Source organism: Streptomyces sp. NBC_01465 (assembly GCF_036227325.1).
GTDB lineage: Bacteria > Actinomycetota > Actinomycetes > Streptomycetales > Streptomycetaceae > Streptomyces.
Genome location: NZ_CP109467.1, coordinates 3,588,114 through 3,612,921 on the forward strand (window position 1 = coordinate 3,588,114; position 24,808 = coordinate 3,612,921).

24 protein-coding genes are annotated in these 24,808 nt (G+C 70.5%); 12 read left to right on the forward strand and 12 right to left on the reverse strand.

What is annotated here, in order from left to right; genetic code table 11:
* The first annotated feature begins 319 nt into the window (after positions 1–319).
* Positions 320–1,321 (forward strand): tryptophan--tRNA ligase, encoded by a 1,002-nt coding sequence (gene trpS, locus OG707_RS16915; RefSeq protein ID WP_329119043.1) that lies wholly within the window; start codon positions 320–322, stop codon positions 1,319–1,321.
* Here trpS and proC read toward each other — a convergent pair.
* The 3 genes from proC to OG707_RS16930 all read right to left on the reverse strand — a co-directional run bounded on the left by proC (position 1,318) and on the right by OG707_RS16930 (position 3,743).
* Complete coding sequence (gene proC, locus OG707_RS16920) at positions 1,318–2,145, reverse strand: pyrroline-5-carboxylate reductase (RefSeq protein WP_329119045.1); 828 nt, start codon at positions 2,143–2,145, stop codon at positions 1,318–1,320. The two genes, trpS and proC, sit on opposite strands and share 4 nt — an antisense overlap.
* Before the next feature lie 93 nt (positions 2,146–2,238).
* Positions 2,239–2,976 (reverse strand): ABC transporter permease, encoded by a 738-nt coding sequence (locus tag OG707_RS16925; protein WP_329119047.1) that lies wholly within the window; start codon positions 2,974–2,976, stop codon positions 2,239–2,241.
* Entirely contained in the window at positions 2,973–3,743 is a 771-nt protein-coding gene (locus tag OG707_RS16930) for an ABC transporter ATP-binding protein (RefSeq protein WP_329119049.1), read from the reverse strand. The genes OG707_RS16925 and OG707_RS16930 overlap by 4 nt, the downstream gene beginning before the upstream one ends.
* Before the next feature lie 103 nt (positions 3,744–3,846).
* Between OG707_RS16930 and OG707_RS16935 the strand changes: the two genes are divergently transcribed.
* A complete protein-coding gene (locus tag OG707_RS16935; protein WP_329119051.1) occupies positions 3,847–4,308 on the forward strand; it encodes a hypothetical protein in 462 nt (153 codons plus the stop codon).
* A 3-nt stretch (positions 4,309–4,311) separates the two neighbouring features.
* Here the strand turns inward: OG707_RS16935 and OG707_RS16940 are convergent, their stop codons facing one another.
* From OG707_RS16940 to OG707_RS16965, 6 genes are all read right to left on the reverse strand, one after another.
* The gene (locus OG707_RS16940) at positions 4,312–5,067 is read right to left on the reverse strand and encodes a class I SAM-dependent methyltransferase (protein ID WP_329119053.1); all 756 of its coding nucleotides are present in this window, start codon (positions 5,065–5,067) and stop codon (positions 4,312–4,314) included.
* A 394-nt stretch (positions 5,068–5,461) separates the two neighbouring features.
* Positions 5,462–5,953 carry a hypothetical protein gene (locus tag OG707_RS16945; RefSeq protein ID WP_329119055.1) on the reverse strand — a complete coding sequence of 164 codons (492 nt, stop codon included), beginning with the start codon at positions 5,951–5,953 and terminating at the stop codon, positions 5,462–5,464.
* Positions 5,954–6,028: 75 nt separating this feature from the next.
* Positions 6,029–7,882 (reverse strand): dihydroxy-acid dehydratase, encoded by a 1,854-nt coding sequence (gene ilvD / locus OG707_RS16950; protein WP_329119057.1) that lies wholly within the window; start codon positions 7,880–7,882, stop codon positions 6,029–6,031.
* Between the two features lie 134 nt (positions 7,883–8,016).
* The gene (locus OG707_RS16955; protein WP_329119058.1) at positions 8,017–8,670 is read right to left on the reverse strand and encodes a TetR/AcrR family transcriptional regulator; all 654 of its coding nucleotides are present in this window, start codon (positions 8,668–8,670) and stop codon (positions 8,017–8,019) included.
* Positions 8,667–9,485 carry a sugar phosphate isomerase/epimerase family protein gene (locus tag OG707_RS16960; RefSeq protein ID WP_329119060.1) on the reverse strand — a complete coding sequence of 273 codons (819 nt, stop codon included), beginning with the start codon at positions 9,483–9,485 and terminating at the stop codon, positions 8,667–8,669. The genes OG707_RS16955 and OG707_RS16960 overlap by 4 nt, the downstream gene beginning before the upstream one ends.
* Positions 9,486–9,508: 23 nt before the next feature.
* Entirely contained in the window at positions 9,509–10,441 is a 933-nt protein-coding gene (locus OG707_RS16965; protein WP_329119062.1) for a Ppx/GppA phosphatase family protein, read from the reverse strand.
* Positions 10,442–10,481: 40 nt separating this feature from the next.
* Here OG707_RS16965 and OG707_RS16970 point away from each other — a divergent pair, with 40 nt between their 5' ends.
* Positions 10,482–11,285 (forward strand): hypothetical protein, encoded by an 804-nt coding sequence (locus OG707_RS16970; RefSeq protein WP_329119064.1) that lies wholly within the window; start codon positions 10,482–10,484, stop codon positions 11,283–11,285.
* Here OG707_RS16970 and OG707_RS16975 read toward each other — a convergent pair.
* The gene (locus OG707_RS16975) at positions 11,282–12,925 is read right to left on the reverse strand and encodes a BACON domain-containing protein (RefSeq protein ID WP_329119066.1); all 1,644 of its coding nucleotides are present in this window, start codon (positions 12,923–12,925) and stop codon (positions 11,282–11,284) included. The genes OG707_RS16970 and OG707_RS16975 overlap by 4 nt on opposite strands.
* A 149-nt stretch (positions 12,926–13,074) precedes the next feature.
* Between OG707_RS16975 and radA the strand changes: the two genes are divergently transcribed.
* Positions 13,075–14,487, forward strand: coding sequence for a DNA repair protein RadA (gene radA, locus OG707_RS16980; protein ID WP_329119068.1), 1,413 nt, complete (start codon positions 13,075–13,077; stop codon positions 14,485–14,487).
* 44 nt (positions 14,488–14,531) lie between these two features.
* Positions 14,532–15,659 (forward strand): DNA integrity scanning diadenylate cyclase DisA, encoded by a 1,128-nt coding sequence (disA, locus tag OG707_RS16985; protein ID WP_329119070.1) that lies wholly within the window; start codon positions 14,532–14,534, stop codon positions 15,657–15,659.
* A 58-nt stretch (positions 15,660–15,717) separates the two neighbouring features.
* Here the strand turns inward: disA and OG707_RS16990 are convergent, their stop codons facing one another.
* Entirely contained in the window at positions 15,718–16,530 is an 813-nt protein-coding gene (locus tag OG707_RS16990) for a hypothetical protein (protein ID WP_329119072.1), read from the reverse strand.
* Between the two features lie 164 nt (positions 16,531–16,694).
* Here OG707_RS16990 and OG707_RS16995 point away from each other — a divergent pair, with 164 nt between their 5' ends.
* The 7 genes from OG707_RS16995 (at position 16,695) to OG707_RS17025 (ending at position 23,094) form a co-directional block, all read left to right on the forward strand.
* Entirely contained in the window at positions 16,695–17,324 is a 630-nt protein-coding gene (locus OG707_RS16995; RefSeq protein ID WP_329119074.1) for a phosphatase PAP2 family protein, read from the forward strand.
* Positions 17,325–17,340: 16 nt separating this feature from the next.
* Complete coding sequence (locus OG707_RS17000) at positions 17,341–18,270, forward strand: A/G-specific adenine glycosylase (RefSeq protein ID WP_329119076.1); 930 nt, start codon at positions 17,341–17,343, stop codon at positions 18,268–18,270.
* A gap of 141 nt (positions 18,271–18,411) precedes the next feature.
* The gene (locus OG707_RS17005) at positions 18,412–18,981 is read left to right on the forward strand and encodes a SigE family RNA polymerase sigma factor (RefSeq protein WP_329119078.1); all 570 of its coding nucleotides are present in this window, start codon (positions 18,412–18,414) and stop codon (positions 18,979–18,981) included.
* A complete protein-coding gene (locus OG707_RS17010) occupies positions 18,969–19,634 on the forward strand; it encodes a hypothetical protein (RefSeq protein WP_329119080.1) in 666 nt (221 codons plus the stop codon). Before OG707_RS17005 ends, OG707_RS17010 begins: the two co-directional genes overlap by 13 nt.
* Positions 19,635–19,649: 15 nt before the next feature.
* Complete coding sequence (gene cseB, locus OG707_RS17015; protein WP_329119082.1) at positions 19,650–20,351, forward strand: two-component system response regulator CseB; 702 nt, start codon at positions 19,650–19,652, stop codon at positions 20,349–20,351.
* A gap of 10 nt (positions 20,352–20,361) precedes the next feature.
* Entirely contained in the window at positions 20,362–21,669 is a 1,308-nt protein-coding gene (gene cseC, locus OG707_RS17020; RefSeq protein WP_329119084.1) for a two-component system sensor histidine kinase CseC, read from the forward strand.
* 258 nt (positions 21,670–21,927) lie between these two features.
* Positions 21,928–23,094: a low temperature requirement protein A gene (locus OG707_RS17025; protein ID WP_329119086.1), complete on the forward strand. Its 1,167-nt coding sequence runs from the start codon at positions 21,928–21,930 to the stop codon at positions 23,092–23,094.
* 65 nt (positions 23,095–23,159) lie between these two features.
* Here the strand turns inward: OG707_RS17025 and OG707_RS17030 are convergent, their stop codons facing one another.
* Positions 23,160–24,743, reverse strand: a complete 1,584-nt coding sequence (locus tag OG707_RS17030) for an MDR family MFS transporter (RefSeq protein WP_329119088.1) — start codon at positions 24,741–24,743, stop codon at positions 23,160–23,162.
* Between the last annotated feature and the right edge of the window lie 65 nt (positions 24,744–24,808).

Below are 24,808 nucleotides of genomic sequence, written 5' to 3' on the forward strand. Positions count from 1 at the left end.
CAATAGGAATGAAACGACTAGACGTCGTTCGTTCTAAATGGTTGTTGCGAGATGGCTGTCCGGGGACCGACCGGGGTCGGCACTCACGTCGGACAGCTCGGAGAACATTACGGAGCGGCGAAACCCGTGTCAAGCCGAGGTCTCGTGGCTACAGTGGAGTCATGACAACGCATGCGTGCATCCTTCAGTGGTGGGCCGCCTGACGGCGGCCGGCACTTGCGCATGTACCAACGGCCGCCGCTTCGGCGGCCGTTTCTGTATCTCCCTCCGGGAGGCCGGTCGCTGGTGGCGGTGGGCCCGATCAGGAGGTTGAGAAGAGATGACGACCGTCTTCAGTGGGGTCAAGCCGACCGGGCATCTGACGCTGGGGAACTACCTGGGAGCCGTACGGCAGTGGGCCGAGGTCGACCAGTACCGGGCCGAGGCGCTGTTCTGTGTGGTGGATCTGCATGCGCTGACCATGGAGCACGATCCGGCGCGGGTGCGGAGGCTCAGTCGGCAGGCGGCGACGTTGTTGCTGGCTGCGGGGCTCGATCCGGAGCAGTGCGTGGTGTTCGTGCAGAGCCATGTGGATGAGCATGCGCGGCTGTCGTACCTGATGGAGTGCACCGCCTCCGACGGGGAGATGCGGCGCATGATCCAGTACAAGGAGAAGGTCGCGCAGGCGCGGGAGCGCGGGGAGAGTGTGCGGCTGTCGCTGCTCACGTATCCGGCGCTGATGGCCGCCGATATTTTGGCGTACCGCACCGATGAAGTGCCCGTCGGGGACGATCAGACGCAGCACGTCGAGCTGGCGCGGGATCTGGCGGTGCGGTTCAACCAGCGGTACGGGCAGACCTTTGTCGTGCCTCGTGCCACTCGGCCGCCCGTGGCCGCTCGGGTCATGGACCTGCAGGATCCCAGCGGGAAGATGGGGAAGTCGCTGGGCACCGGGGCGGCTGCGGGGATCGTCTATCTGCTCGATGACGCCGATGTCGTACGGAAGAAGGTCATGCGGGCGGTGACCGACGGGGGCAGCGATGTCGTGTACGACCGGGAGAGCAGTCCGGGCGTTGCCAATCTGCTGGAGATCCTGGCCGCCTGTACGGGGAAGGAGGCCGGGGAGCTCGCGGAGCAGTACTCGGGGTACGGGGCGTTGAAGCGCGATGTCGCCGAGGCTGTGGTGGAGCTGCTTCGGCCCGTTCGGGAGCGGCATGCGGAGCTTGCTGCTGATCCTGGGCATGTGCAGGCCGTGCTGAAGGCCGGGGCCGAGCGGGCTCGTGGGCTCGCTCGGCCTGTTGTTGATGCTGCTTACGCGGCGATTGGGCTGTTGGAGCCCTAGCCGTTGCCGGAGGCCAGCTCGCGGCTTCGGTCGCGGGCTGCTTCCAGGGCGGCGATCAGGGCTGCTCGTACGCCGTGGTTCTCCAGCTCGCGGATCGCGCTGATGGTGGTGCCGGCCGGGCTTGTCACCGCTTCGCGGAGTTTTACCGGGTGTTCGCCGCTGTCCCGGAGCATGACCGCCGCGCCGATCGCCGCCTGGACGATCAGGTCGTGGGCCTGGGCGCGCGGGAGGCCGAGGAGGATTCCGGCGTCGGTCATTGCTTCGACCAGGTAGTAGAAGTACGCCGGGCCCGAGCCGGAGAGGGCCGTTGCCGCGTCCTGCTGGGATTCCGGGACGCGGAGGGTCTTGCCCACCGCGCCGAAGATCTCGGTGGTGTGCGTGAGGTGGGTTGGTGTGGCGTGGGTGCCTGCTGAGATCACCGACATGCCTTCGTCCACCAGGACCGGGGTGTTCGGCATGACGCGGACCACGGGGGTCTCGTGCGGGAGGCGGTCCTCGATGAACGTGGTGGGGATGCCCGCCGCCGCGCTGATGAGGAGGTGCGCGGGGGTGGTGTGGGGGGCCAGTTCGTCGAGGAGCTTGCCCATGTCCTGGGGCTTGACCGCCAGGATCAGGGTTTCCGCGCGCTTGGCCGCCTCGGCCGTGGTGACCGCTTCTACGCCGTAGCGGGTGCTGAGTTCTTCGGCTCGTTCCGGGCGGCGCGTGGTGACCAGGAGGTTCTTGGGGTGCCAGCCGGCTCGGATCATGCCCGAGAGGAGGGCCTCGCCGATCTTTCCCGTACCCAGGACTGCGACGGTCTGGGTCGTGGCCGTGGCCTTCGTCATCGTTCTGTTCACCTCGCCGGTGGGGTGGGTCTTGTTGGTCTCGTCATCCTCGCATTGGGGGTGAGGGGTGGGGGCCGGCGTCCGAGGGGTGGATCAGGCGGTGCGGCGGCGGAGGGTGGCCGCGCCCAGGGCCAGGACCGCGAGGGCGCAGGCGATGACCACGGCCAGGTCGCGGACGAAGGTGGGGGTGATGTCGGGGTGGGTGAGGACCTGGTTCATGCCGTCGACCGCGTACGTCATCGGGAAGGCGTACGAGATCGCTTCGAGCACCGGCTGCATCGTGGCGCGCGGGGCGAACAGGCCGCAGAGGAGGAGTTGAGGGAAGAGGACCGCCGGCATGAACTGGACCGCCTGGAACTCGGACGTCGCGAACGCGGAGACGAAGAGGCCGAGGGCCGTGCCGAGCAGGGCGTCCAGGAGCGCGATCAGGAGGAGGAGCCAGGGGGATCCCGTGACGTCCAGGCCCAGGGCCCAGAGGGCGAGGGCTGTCGCGAGGATCGACTGGAGTACGGCTACTGCGCCGAAGGCCAGGGCGTAGCCGCCGATCAGGTCCGCCTTGGCGAGGGGCATGGCGAGGAGGCGTTCCAGGGTGCCCGAGGTGCGTTCGCGGAGGGTCGCGATGGAGGTCACCAGGAACATCGTGATCAGCGGGAAGATGCCGAGGAGGGATGCGCCGATGGAGTCGAAGGTGCGGGGGCTGCCGTCGAATACGTAGCGGAGCAGCAGGAGCATCACGCAGGGGACCAGGAGGAGGAGCGCGATCGAGCGCGGGTCGTGGCGGAGCTGGCGCAGGACGCGGGCGGCGGTGGCTGTGGTGCGGGCGGCGTTCATCGGGCCTCCTCCTTGGGGTGTGCGGGTGCTGCCTCGTCGACCAGGTGGAGGAAGGCGTCCTCGACTGTGGTGGTGGCCGTGCGGGTGAGGATGCCGTGTGGCGTCTCGTCGGCCAGGAGCGTGCCTTCGCGGAGGAGCAGGAGGCGGTGGCAGCGCTCGGCCTCGTCCATGGCGTGGGAGGAGACGAGGATCGTGGTGCCGCGGGACGCGATCTCGTGGAAGAGGGTCCACAGGTCGCGGCGGAGTACGGGGTCCAGGCCGACGGTGGGTTCGTCGAGGACCAGGAGTTCGGGGGTGCCCAGGAGCGCGACGGCCAGGGAGACGCGGTTGAGCTGGCCGCCTGAGAGGTTCTTCGTGAGGGCGTCGGTGTGCGTGGTGAGGTCGACGGCGGAGATCGCGCGGTCCACGTCCGTACGGCGCCGGGCTGCTGCTGCGCGGCCCGGGGTGAGGATCGCGGCGAAGTAGGCGAGGTTCTGGTGGACCGTGAGGTCTGCGTAGACGGAGGGGGCCTGGGTGACGTAGCCGATGCGGGGGCGCAGGGTTGCCGATCCGGCGGGGAGGCCGAGGACTTCGAGGGTGCCGGTGACGTTGGCCTGGGTGCCGACGATCGCGCGCATCAGGGTTGATTTGCCGCAGCCCGAGGGGCCCAGGAGGCCGGTGATCTGGCCTCGGGGGACCGTGAAGTGCAGGTCGCGCAGGACGGTGCGGGGGCCGCGGTCGACGGTGAGGCCGCGGGCCGTGACCGCGTCCGGTGTTTTATTCACCATGTGTTGAATAATGCGCTCGTGGGTGCGGGGCGTCAAGGGTTCAGGGGTGCGTCAGGGTCATCCCCCATGGCGGGCGGGGCAGTTGGGGGCGGACTGTGGGTGTATGACGCAGAACAGTGGGATCAGCAAGGCGGAGGGACGGAATCTGGCGGTCGCCTCCGCGACACTCGGGCCCTGGCGGGCCGCCTCGGTGGTCGGAGCGCTGGGCGGGGTCGTCTCGCTCGGCATCGGGTCGATCGCCGACGGATTCGGGACGGGGGTTGTTGTCGGCGCCATTTCTGTCGCGCTGACGCTCTTTTACGTCGTCGGCGGCGCGGGCGCGGTGCTCGGCGGCAAGCGCGGCGAGGCGGGCGGGGCTCCGTCCGACCGCCGGATACGGCGCTGGGCCGCGGCCCATCCCTGGCGGGTCGCTGCGGTGCCTGCTGCGCTGATGGCGCTGAGTGATGTGGTCGTGCGGCAGGTGTTCGGGTCGGAGAGCTTCTTCACGAGCGTGGGCGACGGGCTGTGGCGCGGGATCGTTGTGGGCGGGGTCGTCGGGCTGGTGGGGCGGTTCGGGCGGCGCTGAGGGTCAGGTGTTTCGTACGACCGTGAGGTCGAGCCTGTACGACTCGGGGATCTGGGCGTCCGGGAACGTACGGAGGAGTTCGGTGCGCTCGGACGACAGGACCTCTGCCGTGCCCTCCGGGCCCATCACCGCGAAATAGGAACGGCTGCCCAGGTGGCCGAGGTGCGTTTCGAGGGGGACCGTGCGCTGCCAGTGCAGGGTGCGGAAGGCGGGGCGCAGGCCGTCGTCCAGCGTCTTGATGATCGCGGCGGCCTGGGGTGCCACGCCGTGGCGGTGGTAGTCCGGGAAGCGCTTCTGGAGGCGGGCCTCCTGGGCCGCCGCCCAGGGGATCTCGGGGTCCGGGACGTTCCACCAGAGGGCGAGGGCGCCGCGCGGGGTGAGCACGCGGAGGGCCTCGGGGATGGAGCGGGACGGGTCGGTCCAGTGCCAGGACTGGGCGTAGGTGATGAAGTCCGCGGAACCGGTGGCCAGGGGGAGGCTGTTTCCGTCGCCCTGGATCAGGGGGACGTCGGGGAGGCCTTTTCTCAGCTGGGCGGCCATTTTGGGGCCCGGCTCGACGGCTGTGACGTGCGCTCCTCTGTCGCGGAGGAGGCGGGTGGCGATGCCTGTGCCGGCGCCGATGTCGTAGACCCTTGCCCCTTTGAGGGGCTGGTCGGCCATTGCTTCCACGGCGTCGAAGAGGGTGGAGGGGTAGCCGGGGCGGGATGCGGCGTACTGGGCGGCCACCGTGTCGAAGGACAGCGCGAAGTCTTCCGTCATGCGGGTCATCTTGGCGGGGGTGGTCCGGGGTTGGCCAGGGGGCGGGGTGGGCGGCGGGGGGTGTTCCCCCACCCCGCCCCTTCCCGAAACTGGGGCTCCCGCCCCAGACCCCGGGCCCCAGTGGGCGGGGGCCTCGCCCCCTGCGCCCCCTCCTGGGGCTCCGCCCCAGACCCCGCTCCTCAAACGCCGGAGGGGCTGAATTTGCCCGGTGTGGGGCTGGATTGTGCGGGTGTGAGCTTGGATTTAGCCGGCGCGGGCCCGGATTTAGCGGGCGCGGGCCCGGATTTAGCGGGCGCGGGCCCGGAATTGGCGGGCGCGAGCCCGGATCTGGCCGACGCGAGGTCGGATTTCGCGGGCCGGGCCTGGAATTCGCGGGCGACCCGCCGGATTTCCGCTACTTGCGCTTCTTGCGTGCCGACGGGTTGCCCGTCCTGCTTCCCTTGCGCTTCTCGTACTGCGCCTGCGCCGTCTCGTACTCCGTCCGGCGCAGCTTCTCCCCCGGGGCCTCCATCAGCGAGCGGCAGAAGTACGCGATCAGCGATCCGATGAAGCCGATCGCCTTCAGGCTGCGCAGTGCCTCTTCCCTCGACGGGTCCGCCGGGCGGCGGCGGAAGCCCTCCCAGGTGCGGGCGAACGCCAGGGCGCTGCAGACCGAGAAGACCAGGATGAAGAGCAGGTCCACGAAGCTGCCTACGTCGGCGATCTCCAGGCCCTGGTAGGCGAAGCGCATCACGAAACACGCTGCCACCGCCGCGGCGAGGGAGCCTACGGCTACCGCGACGCGCCGCAGGCCGTATCCGTCCGAGTGCTCGACCCAGGTCGTGCCGAAGAAGCGGATGGACTCGGGCTGCGGCCCGCCGGGGGTGGTGCTGGAGTTCTCGCTCACGGGGTCGATTATCCCCGGTCGGGAGAGGGAATGGGGTCTCCCCTGCTCGAGCGAAGCCGAGAGCTTGGGGAAGGGTCAGCCGAGCTTGCTGATGTCGCGGACCGCACCCTTGTCCGCGCTGGTGGCCATCGCCGCGTACGCCTTCAGGGCCTGCGAGACCTTGCGCTCGCGGGACTTGGGGGCGTAGACGCCGTTCAGGGCCTCGCGGCGCGTGTCCAGGTCGGCGTCCGAGACCAGGAGCTCGATCGTGCGGTTCGGGATGTCGATGCGGATGCGGTCGCCGTCCTCGACCAGCGCGATCGTGCCGCCGCTCGCCGCCTCGGGGGACGCGTGGCCGATCGAGAGGCCCGACGTTCCGCCGGAGAAGCGGCCGTCGGTGACCAGGGCGCAGACCTTGCCGAGGCCTCGGCCCTTGAGGAAGGACGTCGGGTAGAGCATCTCCTGCATACCCGGGCCGCCCTTGGGGCCCTCGTAGCGGATGACGACGACGTCGCCCGGCGCGATCTCCTTGCGGAGGATCTTGTCGACCGCCTCTTCCTGGGACTCGCAGACGACCGCCGGACCCTCGAAGGTCCAGATCGACTCGTCGACGCCGGCCGTCTTCACGACGCAGCCGTCGACCGCCAGGTTGCCCTTGAGGACCGCCAGGCCGCCGTCCTTGGAGTACGCGTGCTCGATGTCGCGGATGCAGCCGCCGGCCGCGTCCGTGTCCAGGGTGTCCCAGCGCTCCGACTGCGAGAAGGCCGTTGCCGAGCGGACGCAGCCGGGGGCCGCGTGCCAGAGCTCGACTGCTTCGGGGGACGGGGAGCCGCCGCGGACGTCCCAGTTCTTCAGCCAGTCCGCGAGGGACGGGGAGTGGACGCTGTGGACCTCTTCGTTGAGCAGGCCCGCGCGCTGGAGCTCGCCGAGGATGGCGGGGATGCCGCCTGCCCGGTGGACGTCCTCCATGTAGTACGTACCGCCCGGGGCGACGTTCGGGGCGACCTTGGCGAGGCAGGGAACGCGGCGCGAGACCTCGTTCATGTCGTCCAGGTTGTAGTCGAGTTCGGCTTCCTGGGCGGCTGCGAGGAGGTGCAGGATCGTGTTCGTGGATCCGCCCATGGAGATGTCCAGGGCCATCGCGTTCTCGAAGGCGGCGCGGCTGCCGATGGTGCGGGGCAGGACCGTCTCGTCGTCCTGGTCGTAGTAGCGGTGCGTGATGTCGACGATCGTGCGGCCGGCCGTCTCGTACAGCGCCTTGCGGGCCGTGTGCGTGGCGAGGACCGAGCCGTTGCCGGGGAGGGAGAGGCCGAGGGCCTCGGTCAGGCAGTTCATCGAGTTGGCGGTGAACATGCCCGAACAGCTGCCGCAGGTCGGGCAGGCGTTCTCCTCGATACGGAGCATGTCCTCGTCGGAGATGCTCTCGTCGACCGCGTCCGAGATCGCGTTGACCAGGTCGAGCGAGCGGACCGTGCCGTCGACGAGGGTGGCCTTGCCGGCCTCCATCGGGCCGCCGGACACGAAGACCGTGGGGATGTTGAGGCGCATCGCGGCCATCAGCATGCCCGGGGTGATCTTGTCGCAGTTGGAGATGCAGATCAGGGCGTCGGCGCAGTGCGCCTCGACCATGTACTCCACGCTGTCCGCGATCAGGTCGCGGGAGGGGAGGGAGTAGAGCATCCCGCCGTGGCCCATCGCGATGCCGTCGTCGACCGCGATCGTGTTGAACTCGCGGGCGATGCCGCCTGCCGCCGTGATCGCCTCCGAGACGATCCGGCCGACCGGGGCGAGGTGCGTGTGGCCGGGGACGAACTCCGTGAAGGAGTTGGCCACGGCGATGATCGGCTTCCGTCCGATGTCCGCGCCGGGTACACCGGAGGCGCGCATGAGGGCGCGGGCGCCTGCCATGTTGCGGCCGTGGGTGACTGTGCGGGACCTCAGCTCGGGCATCGTCGCTCGCTCCTTAGGAGGGATGGGGCTTCGATCGACCCTACGCCCGGGATCCAAGATCTGGACAGGGTGTCCGGGATACGGGACGCGGGGATCAGGATGCACTGCGCTTCGCTCCGTCTCGGCTCTCTGATTCATCCTTCGGATGCCGAGCGCGGTCGTACGGGGGGTACGGGGGCCGCGTCCGTCAGGTAGCGCTGGAGTGTGGGGGCCACCAGCGCGACGATCTCCTCCGGGTCCGCCGATGCCAGGGGCTCGACCTTGATCACGTATCGCATCATCGCGATCCCGATCATGTGCGAGGCCGCGAGCTCCGCGCGGAACTTCGGGTTCGGTACGTCGAGGTCCGCCGCGACCTTCTCCAGGACGCGGCGCAGGAAGAAGCCGCGCAGCACCTTGGCCGCCGCCTCGTGGGTGAGCGCCGAGCGGATCACCGCGAGGAGCGGGGCGCGCGTCGCCGGGTTCTCCCAGAGGCCGATGAAGAAGCGGGCCAGGCGTTCGCCGAGGCCGTCGGTGGAGGTGCCGATGATCGCGGGGAGCAGCTGGTCCGGTTCCAGGGTCGTCTCGATGGCCGACTCGAAGAGGTCGTCCTTGGTGCCGAAGTAGTGGTGGACCAGCGCCGCGTCGACCCCCGCCTGCTTGGCGATGCCGCGCATGGAGGCCTTGTCGTAGCCCCGTTCCGAGAATTCCGTGCGTGCGGCGGCGAGGATCCGGGTCCTGGCGTCCGGTTCCGTCGCGGACTGGGCGCGGGAGGGGCGGCCCCTGCGGCGCGGGGTCTCGGAGGTCACGGCTGATGGACCCGGGTGGCCAGGTGGAGGCGCGTGAAGGCCAGGGCCTCGGCCAGATCGGCCTCGCGTTCGGCGGCGGACATCGCGCGGCGGGTGTTGACCTCGATGACGACATGGCCGTCGAAGGAAGTACGAGCGAGGCGCTCCAGGAGTTCCGCGCAGGGCTGGGTGCCGCGGCCCGGGACCAGGTGCTCGTCCTTGCCGGAGCCCCGGCCGTCGGCGAGGTGGACGTGGGCCAGGCGGTCGCCCATCCGGTCGATCATGGACATGGCGTCGTTGCGGGCCGTCGCGGTGTGCGAGAGGTCGACCGTGAAGTGGCGGTAGTCGTCCTTGGTGGGGTCCCAGTCGGGTGCGTACGCGAGCATCTCGCGGTCGCGGTAGCGCCACGGGTACATGTTCTCGACAGCGAATCGGACGTCCGTCTCGTTCGCCATCCGCCAGATCCCGGTCACGAAGTCGCGTGCGTACTGCCGCTGCCAGCGGAACGGCGGGTGCACGACGACCGTCGACGCACCGAGCTTCTCGGCGGCCGCCTGGGCGCGCTGGAGCTTGGTCCACGGGTCGGTGGACCACACGCGCTGGGTGATCAGGAGACACGGGGCGTGGACCGCCAGGATCGGGACCCCGTGGTAGTCGGAGAGGCGGCGCAGGGCCTCGATGTCCTGGGACACGGGGTCGGTCCACACCATGACCTCGACGCCGTCGTAGCCCAGGCGCGCGGCCATCTCGAAGGCCGTCGCCGTCGACTCCGGGTACACGGACGCCGTGGACAGCGCGACCTTCGCATCCGGGATGCGCACCACTGGTTCTGCCACGAGGGACAGCGTACGGGCCATCTCTACCGGGGCGGGAGGTGGTCCAGGCGGCGCAGGATGATGCCCTCGCGCAGCGCCCAGGGGCAGACTTCGAGCTCCTCGACGCCGAAGAGGTCCATCGCACCCTCTGCGACCAGGGCTCCTGCGGGGAGCTGGTGGGCGCGGCCCTCGGAGACGCCGGGGAGGGCGCCGCGTTCGGCCGTCGTCATGGCGGCGAGCTTGGGGACCCACTCCTCCAGTGATTTACGACTCAGCCGGCGCTGGATGTACAAACCTTCGTTCGAGCGGGCCGCCCCTGCGATACGGGACAGCTGCTTGAAGGTCTTGGACGTCGCGACGACGTGGTCGGGCTTTCCGAAGCGGGTGAACTCGCCGACCGTACGGGCGATTTGGGCGCGCACGTGGCGGCGCAGCGCCTTCACGTCCAGCGGGTCGGGCGGATCTCCGGGCAGCCAGGTGTGGGTGAGGCGGCCCGCGCCGAGCGGGAGGGAGACGGCTTTGTCGGGGTACTCGTCCATGCCGTACGCGATTTCGAGCGAGCCGCCGCCGATGTCGAGGAGGAGCAGCTTGCCCGCGGACCAGCCGAACCAGCGGCGTGCGGCGAGGAAGGTGAGGCGGGCCTCCTCCTCGCCGGTGAGGACCTGAAGGTCGACGCCCGTCTCGTCGTGGACACGGGCGAGGACGTGGTCGGCGTTGCTGGCCTCGCGGACTGCGGAGGTCGCGAAGGGCAGGACCTCTTCGGCGCCCTTGTCCTCGGCGGCCTGCAGACCTTCGTTGATGGTGGCGACCAGCCGGTCGACGCCTTCGGGGCCGATCGCCCCCTGCTCGTCGAGGAGTTCGGCGAGACGGAGCTCGGCCTTGTGCGAATGCGCCGGCAGCGGGCGGGCGCCAGGGTGGGCGTCGACGACCAGCAGATGAACTGTGTTCGAACCGACGTCGAGGACTCCGAGTCTCATATACGGAACGCTACTGCGGATGGGGACCTACGCTGTGCGTGTGCCGAAGACGAAAAAGGTTAAGCCGGGCAAAGCCGTAAAGCTGCCCAAGCCGAAGCGTGACGAGAAGGGGCTCGATTTTGCTCGGGCCTGGGTGGAGTTTCCTGATCCTGCCGACGACGAGCAGATCTTCCGGTGTGATCTCACCTGGCTGACGTCGCGGTGGACGTGCATCTTCGGCAGTGGTTGCCAGGGGATCCAGGCCGGGCGGGCGGACGACGGGTGCTGCACGCTCGGTGCGCACTTCTCCGATGACGACGACGAGAAGCGCGTCGCGGGTCATGTGGCGCGGCTGACGCCGGACATGTGGCAGTTCCACGACGTGGGAACCGACTCCGGGTGGACGGAGGTCGACGACGACGGCGAGCGCCAGACGCGGCGCTGGAACGGGTCGTGCATCTTCCAGAACCGGCCCGGCTTCGCGGGCGGTGCGGGGTGCTCGCTGCACATCCTGGCGCTCAAGGAGGGCAAGGAGCCGCTGGAGACGAAGCCGGACGTGTGCTGGCAGTTGCCGGTGCGGCGGACGTACGAGTGGATCGACCGGCCGGACGACTCGCGCGTACTGCAGATCTCGATCGGTGAGTACGACCGGCGCGGCTGGGGGCCCGGCGGCCACGACCTGCACTGGTGGTGCACGTCGGCGACGTCCGCGCACGGGGCGGGCGATCCCGTGTACGTCACGTACCGGCCCGAGCTCACCGAGTTGATGGGCAAGGGTGGTTACGACCGCCTCGTGGAGCTCTGCGAGGAGCGGCTGTCCTCGCTGCTGCCGATGGCGCCGCATCCGGCCGATCCGGTCGCCTAGTTCGCGGGCAGTGGCGTCGCCGTCTCCGTGGGGGACGGCGACGTGCTGTCTGTGGGCGTTGGTGTCGGGGAGTCCGTCGGGGTCGGCGACGCGCTGTCCGTGGGGGTCGGTGTCGGGCCCTGGGTGGGCGGGGTCGGGTCGTCCGTCGGGGGGCGGTGATGGTGCGGCCTGCCGTGGCCGGAGACCGAGACCACCGCACCCGTGGGGTCGATGCCGATGCGGGCCGTCCAGTCGCCCTCCGGATCGCGGTGGTGGTTCACGTACACCTGAATCGTGAACGTGCCCCCCGGGGCGAGAGTTCCCGAAGTGCTGCTGAACCGGAGCCAGTCGGCGTCCGTCCAGGCCGACCAGTGCACGGGGGCGCCGCCCGCGTTGGTGAGTGTGATCGTGGTCGTCTCGCCGGACGACTGGGCCTCGACCGTGAGACGGCCCGCGCCGGGGGCCTTCGGGCCTGCGGCGGCGCCGGGGCTGATCACCTCCACCGAGACGTCGGGGGCACGGCTGCCGGCCGTGAAGCCGGGGGACGGGTCGGTGCGGGCGTTGCCCGCGTTCTCGTAGTGGTCGTACGGGCTGGAGTTGAGGCCTCCCTGGCCGTCCGTCTCGCTCGCGGTGACCCGGGAACCGTCGTGCCCCTCGCCGGTGAAGGGCGCTCCTCGGTACGCCGCCCAGAGCGCCAGGACGGGGGCCGCGACCACCGTCGCCACGACCGTGGTGGTGACCGCCCTGGCGCGGAGCCGGTCGCGGCGGGCCGCGTGGTCCTTGGGGTCGAGAGGGAAACCGTTTCGCCCGAAGCGGGGGGCGTTGCTCCGCGGCGCGTGCAGCATCGCCACGTACGCCGCCTGGCGCGGGGCTGCGACCAGCGGGAGTTCGGCGGGGGACCCGGTGGACAGCACGGAGCCCGGCCACGGGCCCGCGGCGCCCGCGCGCTCGGCGGCGCGGCGGCAGCGCGGGCAGTCGTCGACATGGCGTACGAGTTCGCGGCGGAGCGCCGGGGAGAGCAGCACCCGGCGGTCGCCGGTGAGGCGGGCGACGGAGGAGCAGCTGCCGGTCTCCACGACCGCGAGAGCGGCCCGGGTCCGCTCCACCTCGCACGCGGCGGCGGCCAGCAGGGCGCGGGCCGATGCGGAGTCCATGCCGAGGACGGCGGCGACTTCGGCGGGGGCGAGCCGGTGGCGTACCGCCAACTCCAGGGCCTCGCGCTGCTCGGGGGTGGTGCCGGCGGCCTCGGGCCAGGCCAGCAGGGCGAGTTCGCGGTGCCTGCTGTCGGCGGTCTCCTGAGGGACGGACGGGGCGGGCCCGGTGGTGCGGCCGGTGTGCGCCCCCGGGCGCGAGCGCTTCAGCTCGGCCAGTTTGCGCAGGCACGCCCAGCGCGCCAGCGCGTACAGCCAGGCGCGGCGCTGCGGGTCGGCGGACGGGCTGCGGCTGAACTGCCGCTCGGACAGGGCGAGTACGTCGCCCAGGACCGCCGTCGCCGCGTCGTGGTCGCACAGGACGGAGAGACAGTAGGTGAACAGGCCGTCGAGATAAGCCTCGTAGCGCGCGGGCGGCCGCTGGATGCGGGTCGCCTGGCCGGGGGCACGTCGCTGCGCCCGGTGTGCGCCGGTGGTGTGCGTGGGGTGCTCCAGCCTGCTGCTCGTCACCCGGCGACGGTAGGCCGCAGAGCACGGCCCCCTCGCACCTCTTGACCGGTTTTAATCCTTACGGGTGAACGTATCCCTCAAAAGAGGACAGGAACTGGGCATTCCGTCGCTGGGCGTGATTGTCAGTGGCCCCCGCTACGGTGTGCGACATGGCAGCTCGTACGAAGTCCACCAAAGACCGGCCGTCCTACCGCTGCACCGAATGCGGCTACACGACGGCCAAATGGCTCGGTCGCTGCCACGAGTGCCAGGCCTGGGGGACGGTCGAGGAGATCGGCGGCGCCCCCGCGGTCCGCACCACGGCGGCCGGCCGGGTCAGCACGGCGGCCGTGCCCATCGGACAGGTCGACACCCGTCAGGCGACCGCCCGCTCGACCGGCGTCGACGAACTGGACCGGGTGCTGGGCGGCGGTCTCGTGCCCGGGGCCGTCGTGCTGCTCGCGGGCGAGCCCGGGGTGGGCAAGTCGACGCTGCTCCTCGACGTGGCCGCGAAGGCGGCGAGCGACGACCACCGCACGCTGTACGTGACCGCGGAGGAGTCCGCGAGCCAGGTCAGACTGCGCGCCGACCGCATCGGCGCGCTCAGCGACCATCTGTACCTGGCCGCCGAGACCGATCTGTCCGCAGTGCTGGGGCACCTGGACGCGGTGAAGCCCTCGCTGCTGGTCCTGGACTCCGTGCAGACCGTGGCCTCCCCCGAGCTCGACGGGGCGCCGGGCGGAATGGCGCAGGTCAGGGAGGTGGCGGGGGCGCTGATCCGGGCCTCCAAGGAGCGCGGGATGTCGACGCTCCTGGTCGGGCACGTCACCAAGGACGGTGCGATCGCGGGGCCGCGGCTCCTGGAGCATCTGGTCGACGTGGTGCTCTCCTTCGAGGGCGACCGGCATGCACGGCTGCGGCTGGTGCGGGGTGTCAAGAACCGTTACGGAGCGACGGACGAGGTCGGCTGCTTCGAGCTGCACGACGAGGGGATCACGGGACTCGCCGACCCCAGCGGACTGTTCCTGACCCGGCGCGACGAGCCCGTCCCCGGTACGTGTCTGACGGTGACGCTGGAGGGCAAGCGGCCGCTGGTCGCCGAAGTGCAGGCGCTCACCGTCGACTCGCAGATCCCCTCGCCGCGCAGGACCACTTCGGGTCTGGAGACCTCCCGCGTCTCGATGATGCTCGCCGTTCTGGAGCAGCGCGGCCGGATCAGCGCCCTTGGCAAGCGCGACATCTACACGGCGACGGTGGGCGGGGTGAAGCTCACCGAGCCCGCCGCGGACCTCGCGATGGCGCTCGCGCTGGCATCCGCCGCCAGTGACGTACCGCTGCCGAAGAACCTGGTCGCGATCGGCGAAGTCGGGCTTGCGGGCGAGGTCAGGAGGGTGACGGGGGTCCAGCGGAGGCTGGCCGAGGCGCACCGTCTGGGCTTCACGCACGCCCTTGTTCCGACCGATCCGGGGAAGGTCCCTGCGGGCATGAAGGTCATCGAAGTGGGCGACATGGGGGACGCGCTGCGTGTGCTTCCGCGACGGTCTCGAGCAGAGGCGCCCCGGGAGGACGACACGCGCCGGTAGACTTTGCCCTGGTCTCGCCCATCCGTACGAGCCGGAGGAGTGCAGTGGCAGCCAACGACCGGGCAGCAGCGTCCGGAAAGTCCGGCGGGGGCTCCTCCCGTACCGAAGCGCTGATGCGCGCCTCGCTGAGCGCCGTCGCGCCCGGAATGGGACTGCGCGACGGGCTGGAGCGCATCCTCCGCGGCAACACCGGCGGGCTGATCGTCCTCGGCATGGACAAGACGGTCGAGTCGATGTGCACCGGCGGCTTCGTACTGGACGTGGAGTTCACCGCGACGCGCCTGCGCGAGCTGTGCAAGCTCGACGGCGCGCTCATCGTCGACAAGGACATCACCAAGATTCTCCGGGCCGGCGTGCAGCTGGTCCCGGACGCCTCCATTCCCACGGAGGAGACGGGGACCAGGCACCGGACCGCGGACCGGGTCTCCAAGCAGTGCGGGTTCCCTGTCGTGTCCGTATCGCAGTCGATGCGCCTGATCGCGCTGTACGTGGACGGGGAGCGCCGGGTCCTCGAGGAGTCGGCGGCGATCCTGTCGCGGGCGAACCAGGCCCTGGCCACGCTGGAGCGGTACAAGCTGCGCCTCGACGAGGTCGCGGGGACGCTCTCCGCGCTGGAGATCGAGGACCTGGTGACGGTCCGCGACGTCACGGCGGTCGCTCAGCGCCTGGAGATGGTGCGGCGCATCGCGACGGAGATCGCCGAGTACGTGGTGGAGCTGGGGACGGACGGCCGTCTTCTGTCGCTGCAGCTCGACGAGTTGATCGCGGGTGTGGAGCCGGAGCGGGAGCTCGTGGTCCACGACTACGTACCGGAGCCGACGGCCAAGCGGTCGCGGACGGTGCCCGAGGCGCTGGCCGAGCTGGACACGCTCGGCCACGGCGAACTGCTCGAACTGCCGCTCGTGGCGCGGGCGCTGGGGTACAGCGGCTCCCCCGAGACGCTGGACTCGGCGGTGTCGCCGCGCGGGTACCGGCTCCTCGCGAAGGTGCCGCGGCTGCCCGGGGCGATCATCGAGCGGCTCGTGGAGCACTTCGGCGGCCTGCAGAAGCTGCTGGCCGCGAGCGTCGACGATCTGCAGACCGTGGACGGGGTCGGCGAGGCGCGGGCGCGGAGTGTGCGCGAGGGGCTTTCGCGGCTTGCGGAGTCGTCGATCCTCGAGCGTTACGTCTGAGGAGCGGGCGGGCCGGGGGCGACCCCCGGCCCACTCCTGATCCCTCTAGTCCTTCGACCTAGTCCTTCGACAGGACGATCGACGTGCGCTGGACCGGCATGCCCGGGAGGCTCGCCTCGATCAGGTACGTGCCGGGGGTGGCCGAACCGGGCGGCGGCGTCGCACAGTTGGGCGCCGACTTGGACCGGTTCCACTGCACGGCGTGCGTGATCGTGGAGTTGGCCGGGACCTGGAAGAGCAGCGAGCCGTCCTTGGGGCAGTCCTTCGAGGACCAGATCACCTTGTCGTCCGCCGACGTGACCGTCACCACAGCCGCCTTCGGCCCGAAGTCCACCTTGCAGCTCGTCGCCGACACGTTCTTCGCGACGAGCTCGAACTTCGGCTTCTCGCCCGGCTCGTACGTGTTCTTGGGGTTGCGCAGCGTCAACTGCACTGCCGCCGCCGTGCAGTCGGGGAGCGAGGAGCCCGCCGGTACGCGCTGACCGGCGCTGTCGCCGCCTCCGGCTCCGCCGCCCGCGCCGCCGCCGATCGCGTCGCTGCCGGACGTCCCGCCCGTGCCCGTACCCGACGAGGCGTCGCCCGAGCCCGCGTCGGCGCCACCGCTGCCGGAGCCGCCGGTGCCGCCCGACTCGTCGCGCCCGCCCGGGTTTTGACTGATCGCGGGGCCGGAGCTCGAAGGCCCCGGGGTGATGGAGGACGGGGCGTGCGAGCCGTCCGCCCCTGGCTTGCCCTTCTTGCCTCCGCCGCCGCCCGAGGTGACGACCCAGGCGATCAGGAGTGCGAGCAGCGCAACCAGAGTTGCCGCTACTGCCCTCCGTCGCCAGTAGATGGTGGAGGGAAGCGGCCCGACCGGATTGCGCAGTGATCCCACGGCGGCAACTGTACGAGAGATCACGGCCAACTCAGGCCTCACCCGCCGCCCGTACCGACAACTTTTGCCGATCATCATTTTGATGAACCCCAACTTTCGTCAGGGGCACGGCACGACGATCGCTCGTGGTGACAACGGAGCGATGATTCATACTGTGCGTCACCATGCACAGTGATTCCTGGCTCTACAAAGACATCCTCGACTTCGCGCACTCGACACCCCATTGGGTACAGAAACTGATGGAGGTGTGGACGGAGATCGGGCTGCTGCTCTTCGGCGTCCTCTTCGTCACCGTCTGGTGGCGCGCCCGCCGCGACGACTCCCGTGCCATAGCGCTGGCGCTGCTCGCGCCGGTCGGTACGGCGATCGCGTACGTCATCAGCGAGTTGGTGAAGTCGATGATCGACGAGGAACGGCCCTGCCGCGCGGTCGCCGGCGCCGCCTCCTCGCTCATCACCTGCCCGGCGGTCGGCGACTGGTCGTTCCCCTCCAACCACGCGACGATCGCGGGCGCCGCGGCCGTCGGGCTCGCGCTGGCCGTGCCGCGGCTCGGCTGGTTCACCGTCCCCCTCGCCCTGCTGATGGCCTTCTCGCGCGTCTTCGTCGGGGTGCACTATCCGCACGACGTCCTGGTGGGGCTGCTCCTCGGCGCGGTCGTCGCCTTCGCCGCAGCCAAGCTGCTGACCCGTCCTGTGGGCTCGCTCGTGGAGACGATGCGTACGAGCGGGAACACCGCGGTGACGTGGTTCGCCGGGCCGGGGCCCGGCGTGAAGTCCAAGCACCGGAGGAGCTGAGAGGATCGATGGCGCCATGACTACTCACACCGACCAGACCCAGCAGACACAGCAGACCCGGCTCGAGGCCTCAGCCGCCGCCCTGCACACCCCCGTCATCGCGTGGTTCGAGGCCAACGCCCGCGATCTCCCCTGGCGCCGCCCCGAGGCGGGCGCCTGGGGTGTGATGGTCAGCGAGTTCATGCTGCAGCAGACCCCCGTCGTCCGGGTGCTGCCGGTCTACGAACAGTGGCTGGCCCGCTGGCCGCGCCCCGCCGACCTGGCGGCCGAGGCGCCGGGCGAGGCGGTCCGCGCCTGGGGGCGGCTCGGCTATCCGCGGCGCGCGCTGCGGCTGCACGGGGCCGCGCAGGCCATAACGGAACGGCACAACGGGGATGTCCCCAGCGAGCACGCCCAGCTGCTCGCGCTGCCCGGGATCGGCGAGTACACCGCCGCGGCCGTGGCCTCTTTCGCGTACGGGCAGCGGCATGCGGTCCTGGACACGAACGTCCGGAGGGTCTTCGCCCGTACGGTCACCGGCGTCGAGTACCCGCCGAACGCGACCACCGCCGCCGAGCGCCGTCTCGCCCGGGCCCTGCTGCCCGAGGACGAGGCGCGGGCGGCCGGCTGGGCCGCGGCCTCGATGGAGCTCGGGGCGCTGGTGTGCACCGCCAAGAGCCCGGACTGCGGGCGCTGCCCGGTGGCCGCGCACTGCGCGTGGAAGCTGGCCGGGAAGCCGGCGCACGAGGGGCCGCCGCGGCGCGGGCAGACGTACGCGGGGACCGACCGGCAGGTGCGCGGGAAGCTGCTCGCCGTGTTGCGGGAGGCCGTCGCTCCCGTACCGCAACAGGCGCTGGATGCCGTCTGGGACGAGCCCGTGCAGCGGGCGCGCGCCCTGGACGGACTGGTTTCCGACGGTTTGGCGGAGCCCCTGGCCGACGGCTTTTACCGGCTTCCCCTTACTTAAACCTTCACCTGTTACATAACCGATGGGCAGCCGTGCGTCCTCCGACGGCTGGTGCGCACAAGTCCGTGACACCGCCTCCGTAGCTTCGAGAACAGACCACGAAGCACAGCAACATCACGGGGACGACGGAGGCGGTTGGGCATGGCGCACGGTGAGGTGCTCGAGTTCGAAGATTACGTACGCACCAGGCAGGACGCGCTGCTGCGCAGTGCCCGCCGCCTCGTCCCGGACCCCGTCGACGCGCAGGACCTGCTGCAGACGGCCCTGGCGCGTACGTACGGCCGCTGGGACGGCATCGCCGACAAGTCCCTCGCCGACGCCTACCTCCGCCGCGTCATGATCAACACGCGTACGGAGTGGTGGCGCGCCCGCAAGCTGGACGAGGTGCCCACCGAGCAGCTGCCCGACGCGTCCGTCGAGGACGGCACGGAGCAGCGCGCCGACCGCGCGCTGCTGATGGACATCCTCAAGGTGCTCGCGCCCAAGCAGCGCAGCGTCGTCGTGCTGCGTCACTGGGAGCAGATGAGCACCGAGGAGACGGCTGCCGCGCTCGGCATGTCGGCGGGTACGGTGAAGTCGACACTGCACCGGGCGCTCGCGCGGCTGCGGCAGGAGCTGGAGAGCCGGGCCATCGAGTCCTGCGACCAGGCCCTGGGACGAGCAGATCATTCAGAGTTTGCAGAGATGGGGCGGGAGCGGTGCGCGGCCTGAACAAGGGCAACCGGAACACGCTGGCGGCGGGCACCACGGCAGTGGCCGGGCTCGCCGCTTTCGGGCTCCTGGTGGCCGGCTGCGACAGCGACGGCACGGGGGCGCGGGACGCGGGAGCGGCCCGGTCGGCGGCGGAGACGCGCAGCCCCGTTCCGCAGCCGTCGGGCACCGGGCAGTCGGCCGTGGCCGCCAAGCGGGTCGACGCGGCAGCGCTGATCAAGGGGGATCCCAAGGTCAGCACCGCGGTGAAGCGGGAGCTGAAGACGTGCGGCGGGAGCGAGTACCCGATCGACGTCAGTTACGGGACGCTCACCAACAGCGGCAGCCCCGATGTGGTGGTCAACCTGATGACCTGCAGCGACGCCATGGGTGTCGCCACGTACGTCTACCGTGAGGAGTCCGGTACGTACAAGAACGTCTTCGCCGCCGAGGAGCCGCCCGTCTACTCCGAGATAGACCGGGGCGATCTTGTCGTCACGAAGCAGCAGTACGCCAAGGGCGACGCGATGGGGTACTCCTCCAGCGAGGACGTGATCACGTACCACTGGGCCGCGGGTAAGTTCACCGAGACCGATTCGGTGCACACCGACTTCTCCAAGGCAGTCAGCAGCGGGGACGGCACCGCGACCTCCGCTCCGACGACGGACAACTGAGAAGGCAGCCGAACCATGGCCGAGACCCATGTCCTCTTCGTCGAGGACGACGACGTGATCCGCGAGGCGACCCAGCTCGCGCTGGAGCGCGACGGCTTCACCGTCACCGCCATGCCGGACGGGCTCTCCGGTCTCGAGGCGTTCCGCGCGGACCGGCCCGACATCGCCCTGCTCGACGTGATGGTGCCGGGCCTCGACGGCGTCAGCCTCTGCCGCCGTATCCGCGACGAGTCGACCGTCCCCGTGATCATGCTGTCCGCGCGCGCCGACTCCATCGACGTGGTGCTCGGCCTGGAGGCCGGGGCCGACGACTACGTGACCAAGCCCTTCGACGGCGCGGTCCTGGTCGCCCGGATCCGCGCGGTGCTGCGCCGCTTCGGTCATGCGGGAGGCGCCGCGGGCGATCTGGAGGACGGTGAGCCCGACGCGCGCGGGGTGCTGGTCTTCGGCGACGTGGAGGTCGACACGGAGGGCATGGAGGTACGGAAGGCGGGCGAGCCGGTGGCGCTGACGCCGACCGAGATGCGGCTGCTGCTCGAATTCTCCTCCGCGCCCGGCACCGTGCTCTCGCGCGACAAGCTCCTCGAGCGGGTCTGGGACTACGGCTGGGGCGGTGACACGCGGGTCGTGGACGTCCATGTCCAGCGGCTGCGCACCAAGATCGGCCAGGACCGGATCGAGACCGTCCGCGGCTTCGGCTACAAGCTCAAGGCATGAGGCCTGCTGCATGAGACATCTGGCCCTGCGGACGGGTGTCCGCTGGAAGATCTCCATCGCGATCGCGGCCGTGGGCGCGCTGGTCGCGGTGGCTCTCAGCCTGGTCGTGCACAACGCGGCCCGGGTCTCGATGCTCGACAACGCGCGCGACACCCAGCTGGGCCGCCTCGACTGGGCGCAGCGGCTGTACGACCCGAACAAGAAGACCCAGGCGCTCGGGGCGAAGATCAACGACCCGCTGCTGCCCAAGCCGCTGCGCGACAAGGCCAACGACCGCCGGCGCTCCACCTTCGTCGACGAGCACCACAACAACGCGCCCGACGTCTGGGCCGCCTCCCCGCTCCCCAACGGCGACGTGCTCTCGGTGCACAACGTCTACCGGGACAGCGCGGGCGTGCTCGACGACCTCGACCGGGCGCTGGTCATCGGTTCGGTCTCGGTCGTCATCGGGGGCTGCGCGCTCGGAGTGCTGATCGGCGGACAGCTCTCGCGGCGGCTGCGGAAGGCGGCGGCCGCGGCCGGGAAGATCGCCCAGGGGCAGACGGATCTACGGGTGCGGGACGCGATCGGCGGTGTCGTACGGGACGAGACCGATGAACTGGCGCGCGCCGTAGACGCGTTGACGGACACCCTGCAGGAGCGGGTGGCCGCCGAGCGCCGGGTCACCGCGGACATCGCGCACGAACTGCGTACGCCCGTCACGGGGTTGCTGACGGCGGCCGAGCTGCTGCCGCCGGGCCGTCCGACGGAGCTGGTACGCAACCGGGCGCAGGCCCTGCGGACGCTGGTCGAGGACGTACTGGAAGTGGCGCGGCTCGACAGCGCGTCGGAGCGGGCGGAGCTGCAGGAGATCGCGCTGGGCGAGTTCGTCAGCCGGCGCGTGACGGTGCTCGACCCGGAGGTCAAGGTCCGGGTGGTGCACGAGTCGTGGGTCAACACCGACCCGCGCCGCCTGGAGCGGATCCTGGGCAATCTGCTGGGCAACGCGGCCAAGCACGGGTCGACGCCGGTGGAGGTCACGGTCGAGGGCCGGGTGGTCCGGGTGCGCGACCACGGGCCCGGCTTCCCGGAGGATCTGCTGCGGGAGGGGCCGAGCCGTTTCCGTACGGGATCGAGCGACCGGGCCGGGCACGGACACGGACTGGGGCTGACCATCGCGGCCGGGCAGGCGAAGGTGCTGGGGGCGCGGCTCACGTTCCGCAATGCGGCGCCCGAGGGGGCGAAGATCTCGGGCGGGGCGATCGCGGTGCTGTGGCTTCCGGAACACGCGCCGACGAACACGGGGAGCTATCCGGTGCTGCCTCGAACTCGGGCCTAGCGCGCTCAGCCTCCTGTAAGCGACCTTCGGCCGCTTGTCCTCAATCTCCCCCAAGCTCTCAACTTCGTTCGAGCAGGGGGGACCCCCTTGACGGGCTTGATTTCCCCAGCTGCCCCCGCGCCGGCAGCTCCCGCAGCGCCGTACGCCGTGCACCCGTGAACTCCTGCATCAGCTCGGCCAGTTGGGGATCGCGCGCAACGGCTTCATCACCGGAATCGTGCTGGACGTGACGGGCGGAACGAATCTACCGTCTGGCCGGTGACCACCGAATCCCTCGAAGAGGCCCCAACCGAGCGCCGGGCCACCTGGTTCGAACTGTTCGGAGACCTCGTCTTCGTCGCCGCCGTCGGCCAGGTGACCCACCGCATCGGCGAACACCCCACGGGCGGGGCGGTGGCCGCGGCCGCCGCCCTGTTCGTACCGCTCTGGTGGACCTGGGTGCTCTATGCCGTACGCGCCAACAGGGCGGACCGCGACAACACCGCGCACCGGCTGCTCACGATGTGCGGACTGGCCGCGGTCTGCGGCCTCGCGGTCTTCATAGGCGGCGTCGGCCACTCCCCCGGCGCCGACGCGGGCTTCGTCATCTCCTACCTCTGCGCCCGCGCGGGCGTGGCGGCGCTGTACGCCTGGGAGTCGCGTACGGACACCCAACTCACCCCACTGCTGCGCTCGTTCGCGACGGGCTCGGCGGCCTCGGCCGTCCTGTGGGCCGGCGGCCTGGCCTTCGCGCCGGGCCCGCTCCGCTACGGGGCCTGGGCGGCGGGCATGGCCACGGACCTGGCCCTGCCGCTGCTCTCCGGCCGCCGCATCGCCCGCGCCACGCACCATGTGGAGCATCTGCGCGAACGCTTCGGCCTGTTCACGATCATCGTGCTCGGCGAAGCGGTGCTCGGCTTCACCAACGGCCTGGTCCACGCCCGTACCGCCCCCGAGGCGGCAGCCGGGGCCGCCGCCGCCTTCGCACTCTGCGCCAGCCTCTGGTGGTCGTACTTCAGCGCGAGCGGCACCCGCCCCGGCGCCCACGCCCAACTGGCCCGGAACCCACGCCTGTTGCACGCGTACGTCTTCGGCCACCTGCCGGTCCAGCTGGGCCTCGCCGTGACGGGCGGCGCACTCGGCACCGCGATAGCCACCTCTGCCGCACACCTCCCCCTCTCCGCGGCGGCCTGCATCCTCGGCGGCGTGGCCCTCTTCCTGCTCGCCACCTCCGCCGTCCGGTCCGCCTTCACCGGCGTACGCGACCCGGTCGTCGCCATCCGCGTGATCACGGCCGCCCTCGCCCTGGCCCTGCTCCCGGTCTCCACGCACCTTCCGGTCCCCGTACTCCTCGCCCTCCTGGCGGCCCTGGTCACGGCATCGGTCGCGGCCGAGTCCCCCAACCACCGCCGAAGGCTGGCCACGGCGGCCCAGGCCCAGCACTGACAACGGCCCCGGTGCGGATGCACCGGGGCCGTTCGGGGAGGGCTGGGTCAGAGTGTCAAAACCGTCTAGACGGAGGCCTCGGCCTTGTCCTTGTCAGCGTCCTGCGGAGCAGCAGGAGCCGGCGTACCGGCCCCCCGCAGCGCGACCTCCTTGACGAAGAACGCCGCCACGAAGACCGCCACCGCGATGCACGCACCGAGCAGGAACCCGGCGTGGACACCGGAGGAGACCGCGAACTTGTACGCCTCCTGCACCTGCTCCGGCAGCTTCTTCAGACCGGCCGCGTCCAGCTGCGCCGACGGAAGCGCACCCGCCGCCTTGCCGAGCCGCGAAGCCATCTCGTCGTTGACGCGGTTGGTGAAGAGCGCGCCCATGATCGCGACACCGAAGGAGGATCCGAGCGTACGGAAGAGGGTGGTCGTGGAGGACCCCACGCCCATGTCCTTCATCTCCACGCTGTTCTGCGCGACCAGCATCGTGATCTGCATCAGGAAGCCCATGCCGGCGCCGAGCACCGCCATGTAGATGCCGGTCGACAGACGCGAGGTGTCGACGTCCATCGTCGACAGCAGGTACAGACCCACCGTCATCAGCGCGCCGCCCGCGATCGGGAAGACCTTGTACTTGCCGGTGCTGGTGGTGACACGACCCGCGATCAGCGAGACGGCCATCATCGCGAGCAGCATCGGCATCAGCAGCAGACCGGAGTTGGTCGCCGAGGCGCCCTGCACGGACTGCTGGTAGAGCGGCAGGAAGAGCATCGCGCCGAACATCACGAAGCCGGTCATGAAGCCGATGACCGACATCACCGAGAAGTTGCGGCTGCGGAAGATGTGCAGCGGCACGACCGGTTCGGCGGCCTTGGTCTCCCAGAAGAGGAAGCCGACGATCGAGGCGACGCCGAGGAAGATCAGCTCCATGATGATCGCGGAGCCCCACTCGTACTGCGAACCGCCCCAGGTGGTCACCAGCACGATGGAGGTGATCCCGATGGTGAGCAGTGCGGTGCCCAGATAGTCGATCCGCCCGCGCGCCCGCTTCTTCGGCAGGTGCAGTACGGCGGTGACCATCGCCAGCGCGACCGCGCCGAGCGGGAGGTTGATGTAGAAGGTCCAGCGCCAGCCGAGGTGGTCAGTGATGGTGCCGCCGACCAGCGGGCCGCCGATCATCGCGAGCGCCATGATCCCGGCCATCATGCCCTGGTACTTGCCGCGGTCCCGCGGCGGAATCAGGTCACCGATGATCGCCATCACGCCGACCATCAGGCCGCCGGCGCCGAGCCCCTGAATGGCGCGGAAGCCGATGAGCTGGCCCATGTCCTGCGCCATGCCGCTGAGCGCGGAGCCGACGAGGAAGATCACGATGGAGGTGAGGAAGGCGCCCTTGCGCCCGTACATGTCGCCGATCTTGCCCCAGATCGGGGTGGAGGCGGCGGTGGCGAGCGTGTACGCCGTGACGACCCACGACAGGTGCTCGAGCCCGCCGAGTTCGCCGACGATGGTCGGCATCGCGGTGTTCACGATCATGTTGTCGAGCATCGCGAGCAGCATCGCGATCATCAGCGCGAAGAGGACCACCCGCACGCTGCGCGGCTGTGGTCCGTCCTTCGCCTCCGGTATCGCGTCTGCCACGTTGGCAGTCCCGGCCATCTTCCCCACCACTCCCCATTTGGTACTTACTTGCCGACCGGCAAGCTGGCTACACTGGGGAAGGT

Bases quoted from the DNA above. Each gene is read 5' to 3' on its own strand.
- OG707_RS17000 (WP_329119076.1), top strand. From the start codon at position 17,341: ATGACTACTCACACCGACCAGACCCAGCAGACACAGCAGACCCGGCTC.
- OG707_RS16940 (WP_329119053.1), bottom strand. From the start codon at position 5,067: ATGACGGAAGACTTCGCGCTGTCCTTCGACACGGTGGCCGCCCAGTAC.
- proC (WP_329119045.1), bottom strand. From the start codon at position 2,145: ATGACGAAGGCCACGGCCACGACCCAGACCGTCGCAGTCCTGGGTACG.
- trpS (WP_329119043.1), top strand. From the start codon at position 320: ATGACGACCGTCTTCAGTGGGGTCAAGCCGACCGGGCATCTGACGCTG.
- OG707_RS17030 (WP_329119088.1), bottom strand. From the start codon at position 24,743: ATGGCCGGGACTGCCAACGTGGCAGACGCGATACCGGAGGCGAAGGAC.
- radA (WP_329119068.1), top strand. From the start codon at position 13,075: ATGGCAGCTCGTACGAAGTCCACCAAAGACCGGCCGTCCTACCGCTGC.
- OG707_RS16935 (WP_329119051.1), top strand. From the start codon at position 3,847: ATGACGCAGAACAGTGGGATCAGCAAGGCGGAGGGACGGAATCTGGCG.
- OG707_RS16930 (WP_329119049.1), bottom strand. From the start codon at position 3,743: ATGGTGAATAAAACACCGGACGCGGTCACGGCCCGCGGCCTCACCGTC.
- ilvD (WP_329119057.1), bottom strand. From the start codon at position 7,882: ATGCCCGAGCTGAGGTCCCGCACAGTCACCCACGGCCGCAACATGGCA.
- cseB (WP_329119082.1), top strand. From the start codon at position 19,650: ATGGCCGAGACCCATGTCCTCTTCGTCGAGGACGACGACGTGATCCGC.
- OG707_RS16925 (WP_329119047.1), bottom strand. From the start codon at position 2,976: ATGAACGCCGCCCGCACCACAGCCACCGCCGCCCGCGTCCTGCGCCAG.
- OG707_RS16965 (WP_329119062.1), bottom strand. From the start codon at position 10,441: ATGAGACTCGGAGTCCTCGACGTCGGTTCGAACACAGTTCATCTGCTG.
- OG707_RS17005 (WP_329119078.1), top strand. From the start codon at position 18,412: ATGGCGCACGGTGAGGTGCTCGAGTTCGAAGATTACGTACGCACCAGG.
- OG707_RS16995 (WP_329119074.1), top strand. From the start codon at position 16,695: ATGCACAGTGATTCCTGGCTCTACAAAGACATCCTCGACTTCGCGCAC.
- cseC (WP_329119084.1), top strand. From the start codon at position 20,362: ATGAGACATCTGGCCCTGCGGACGGGTGTCCGCTGGAAGATCTCCATC.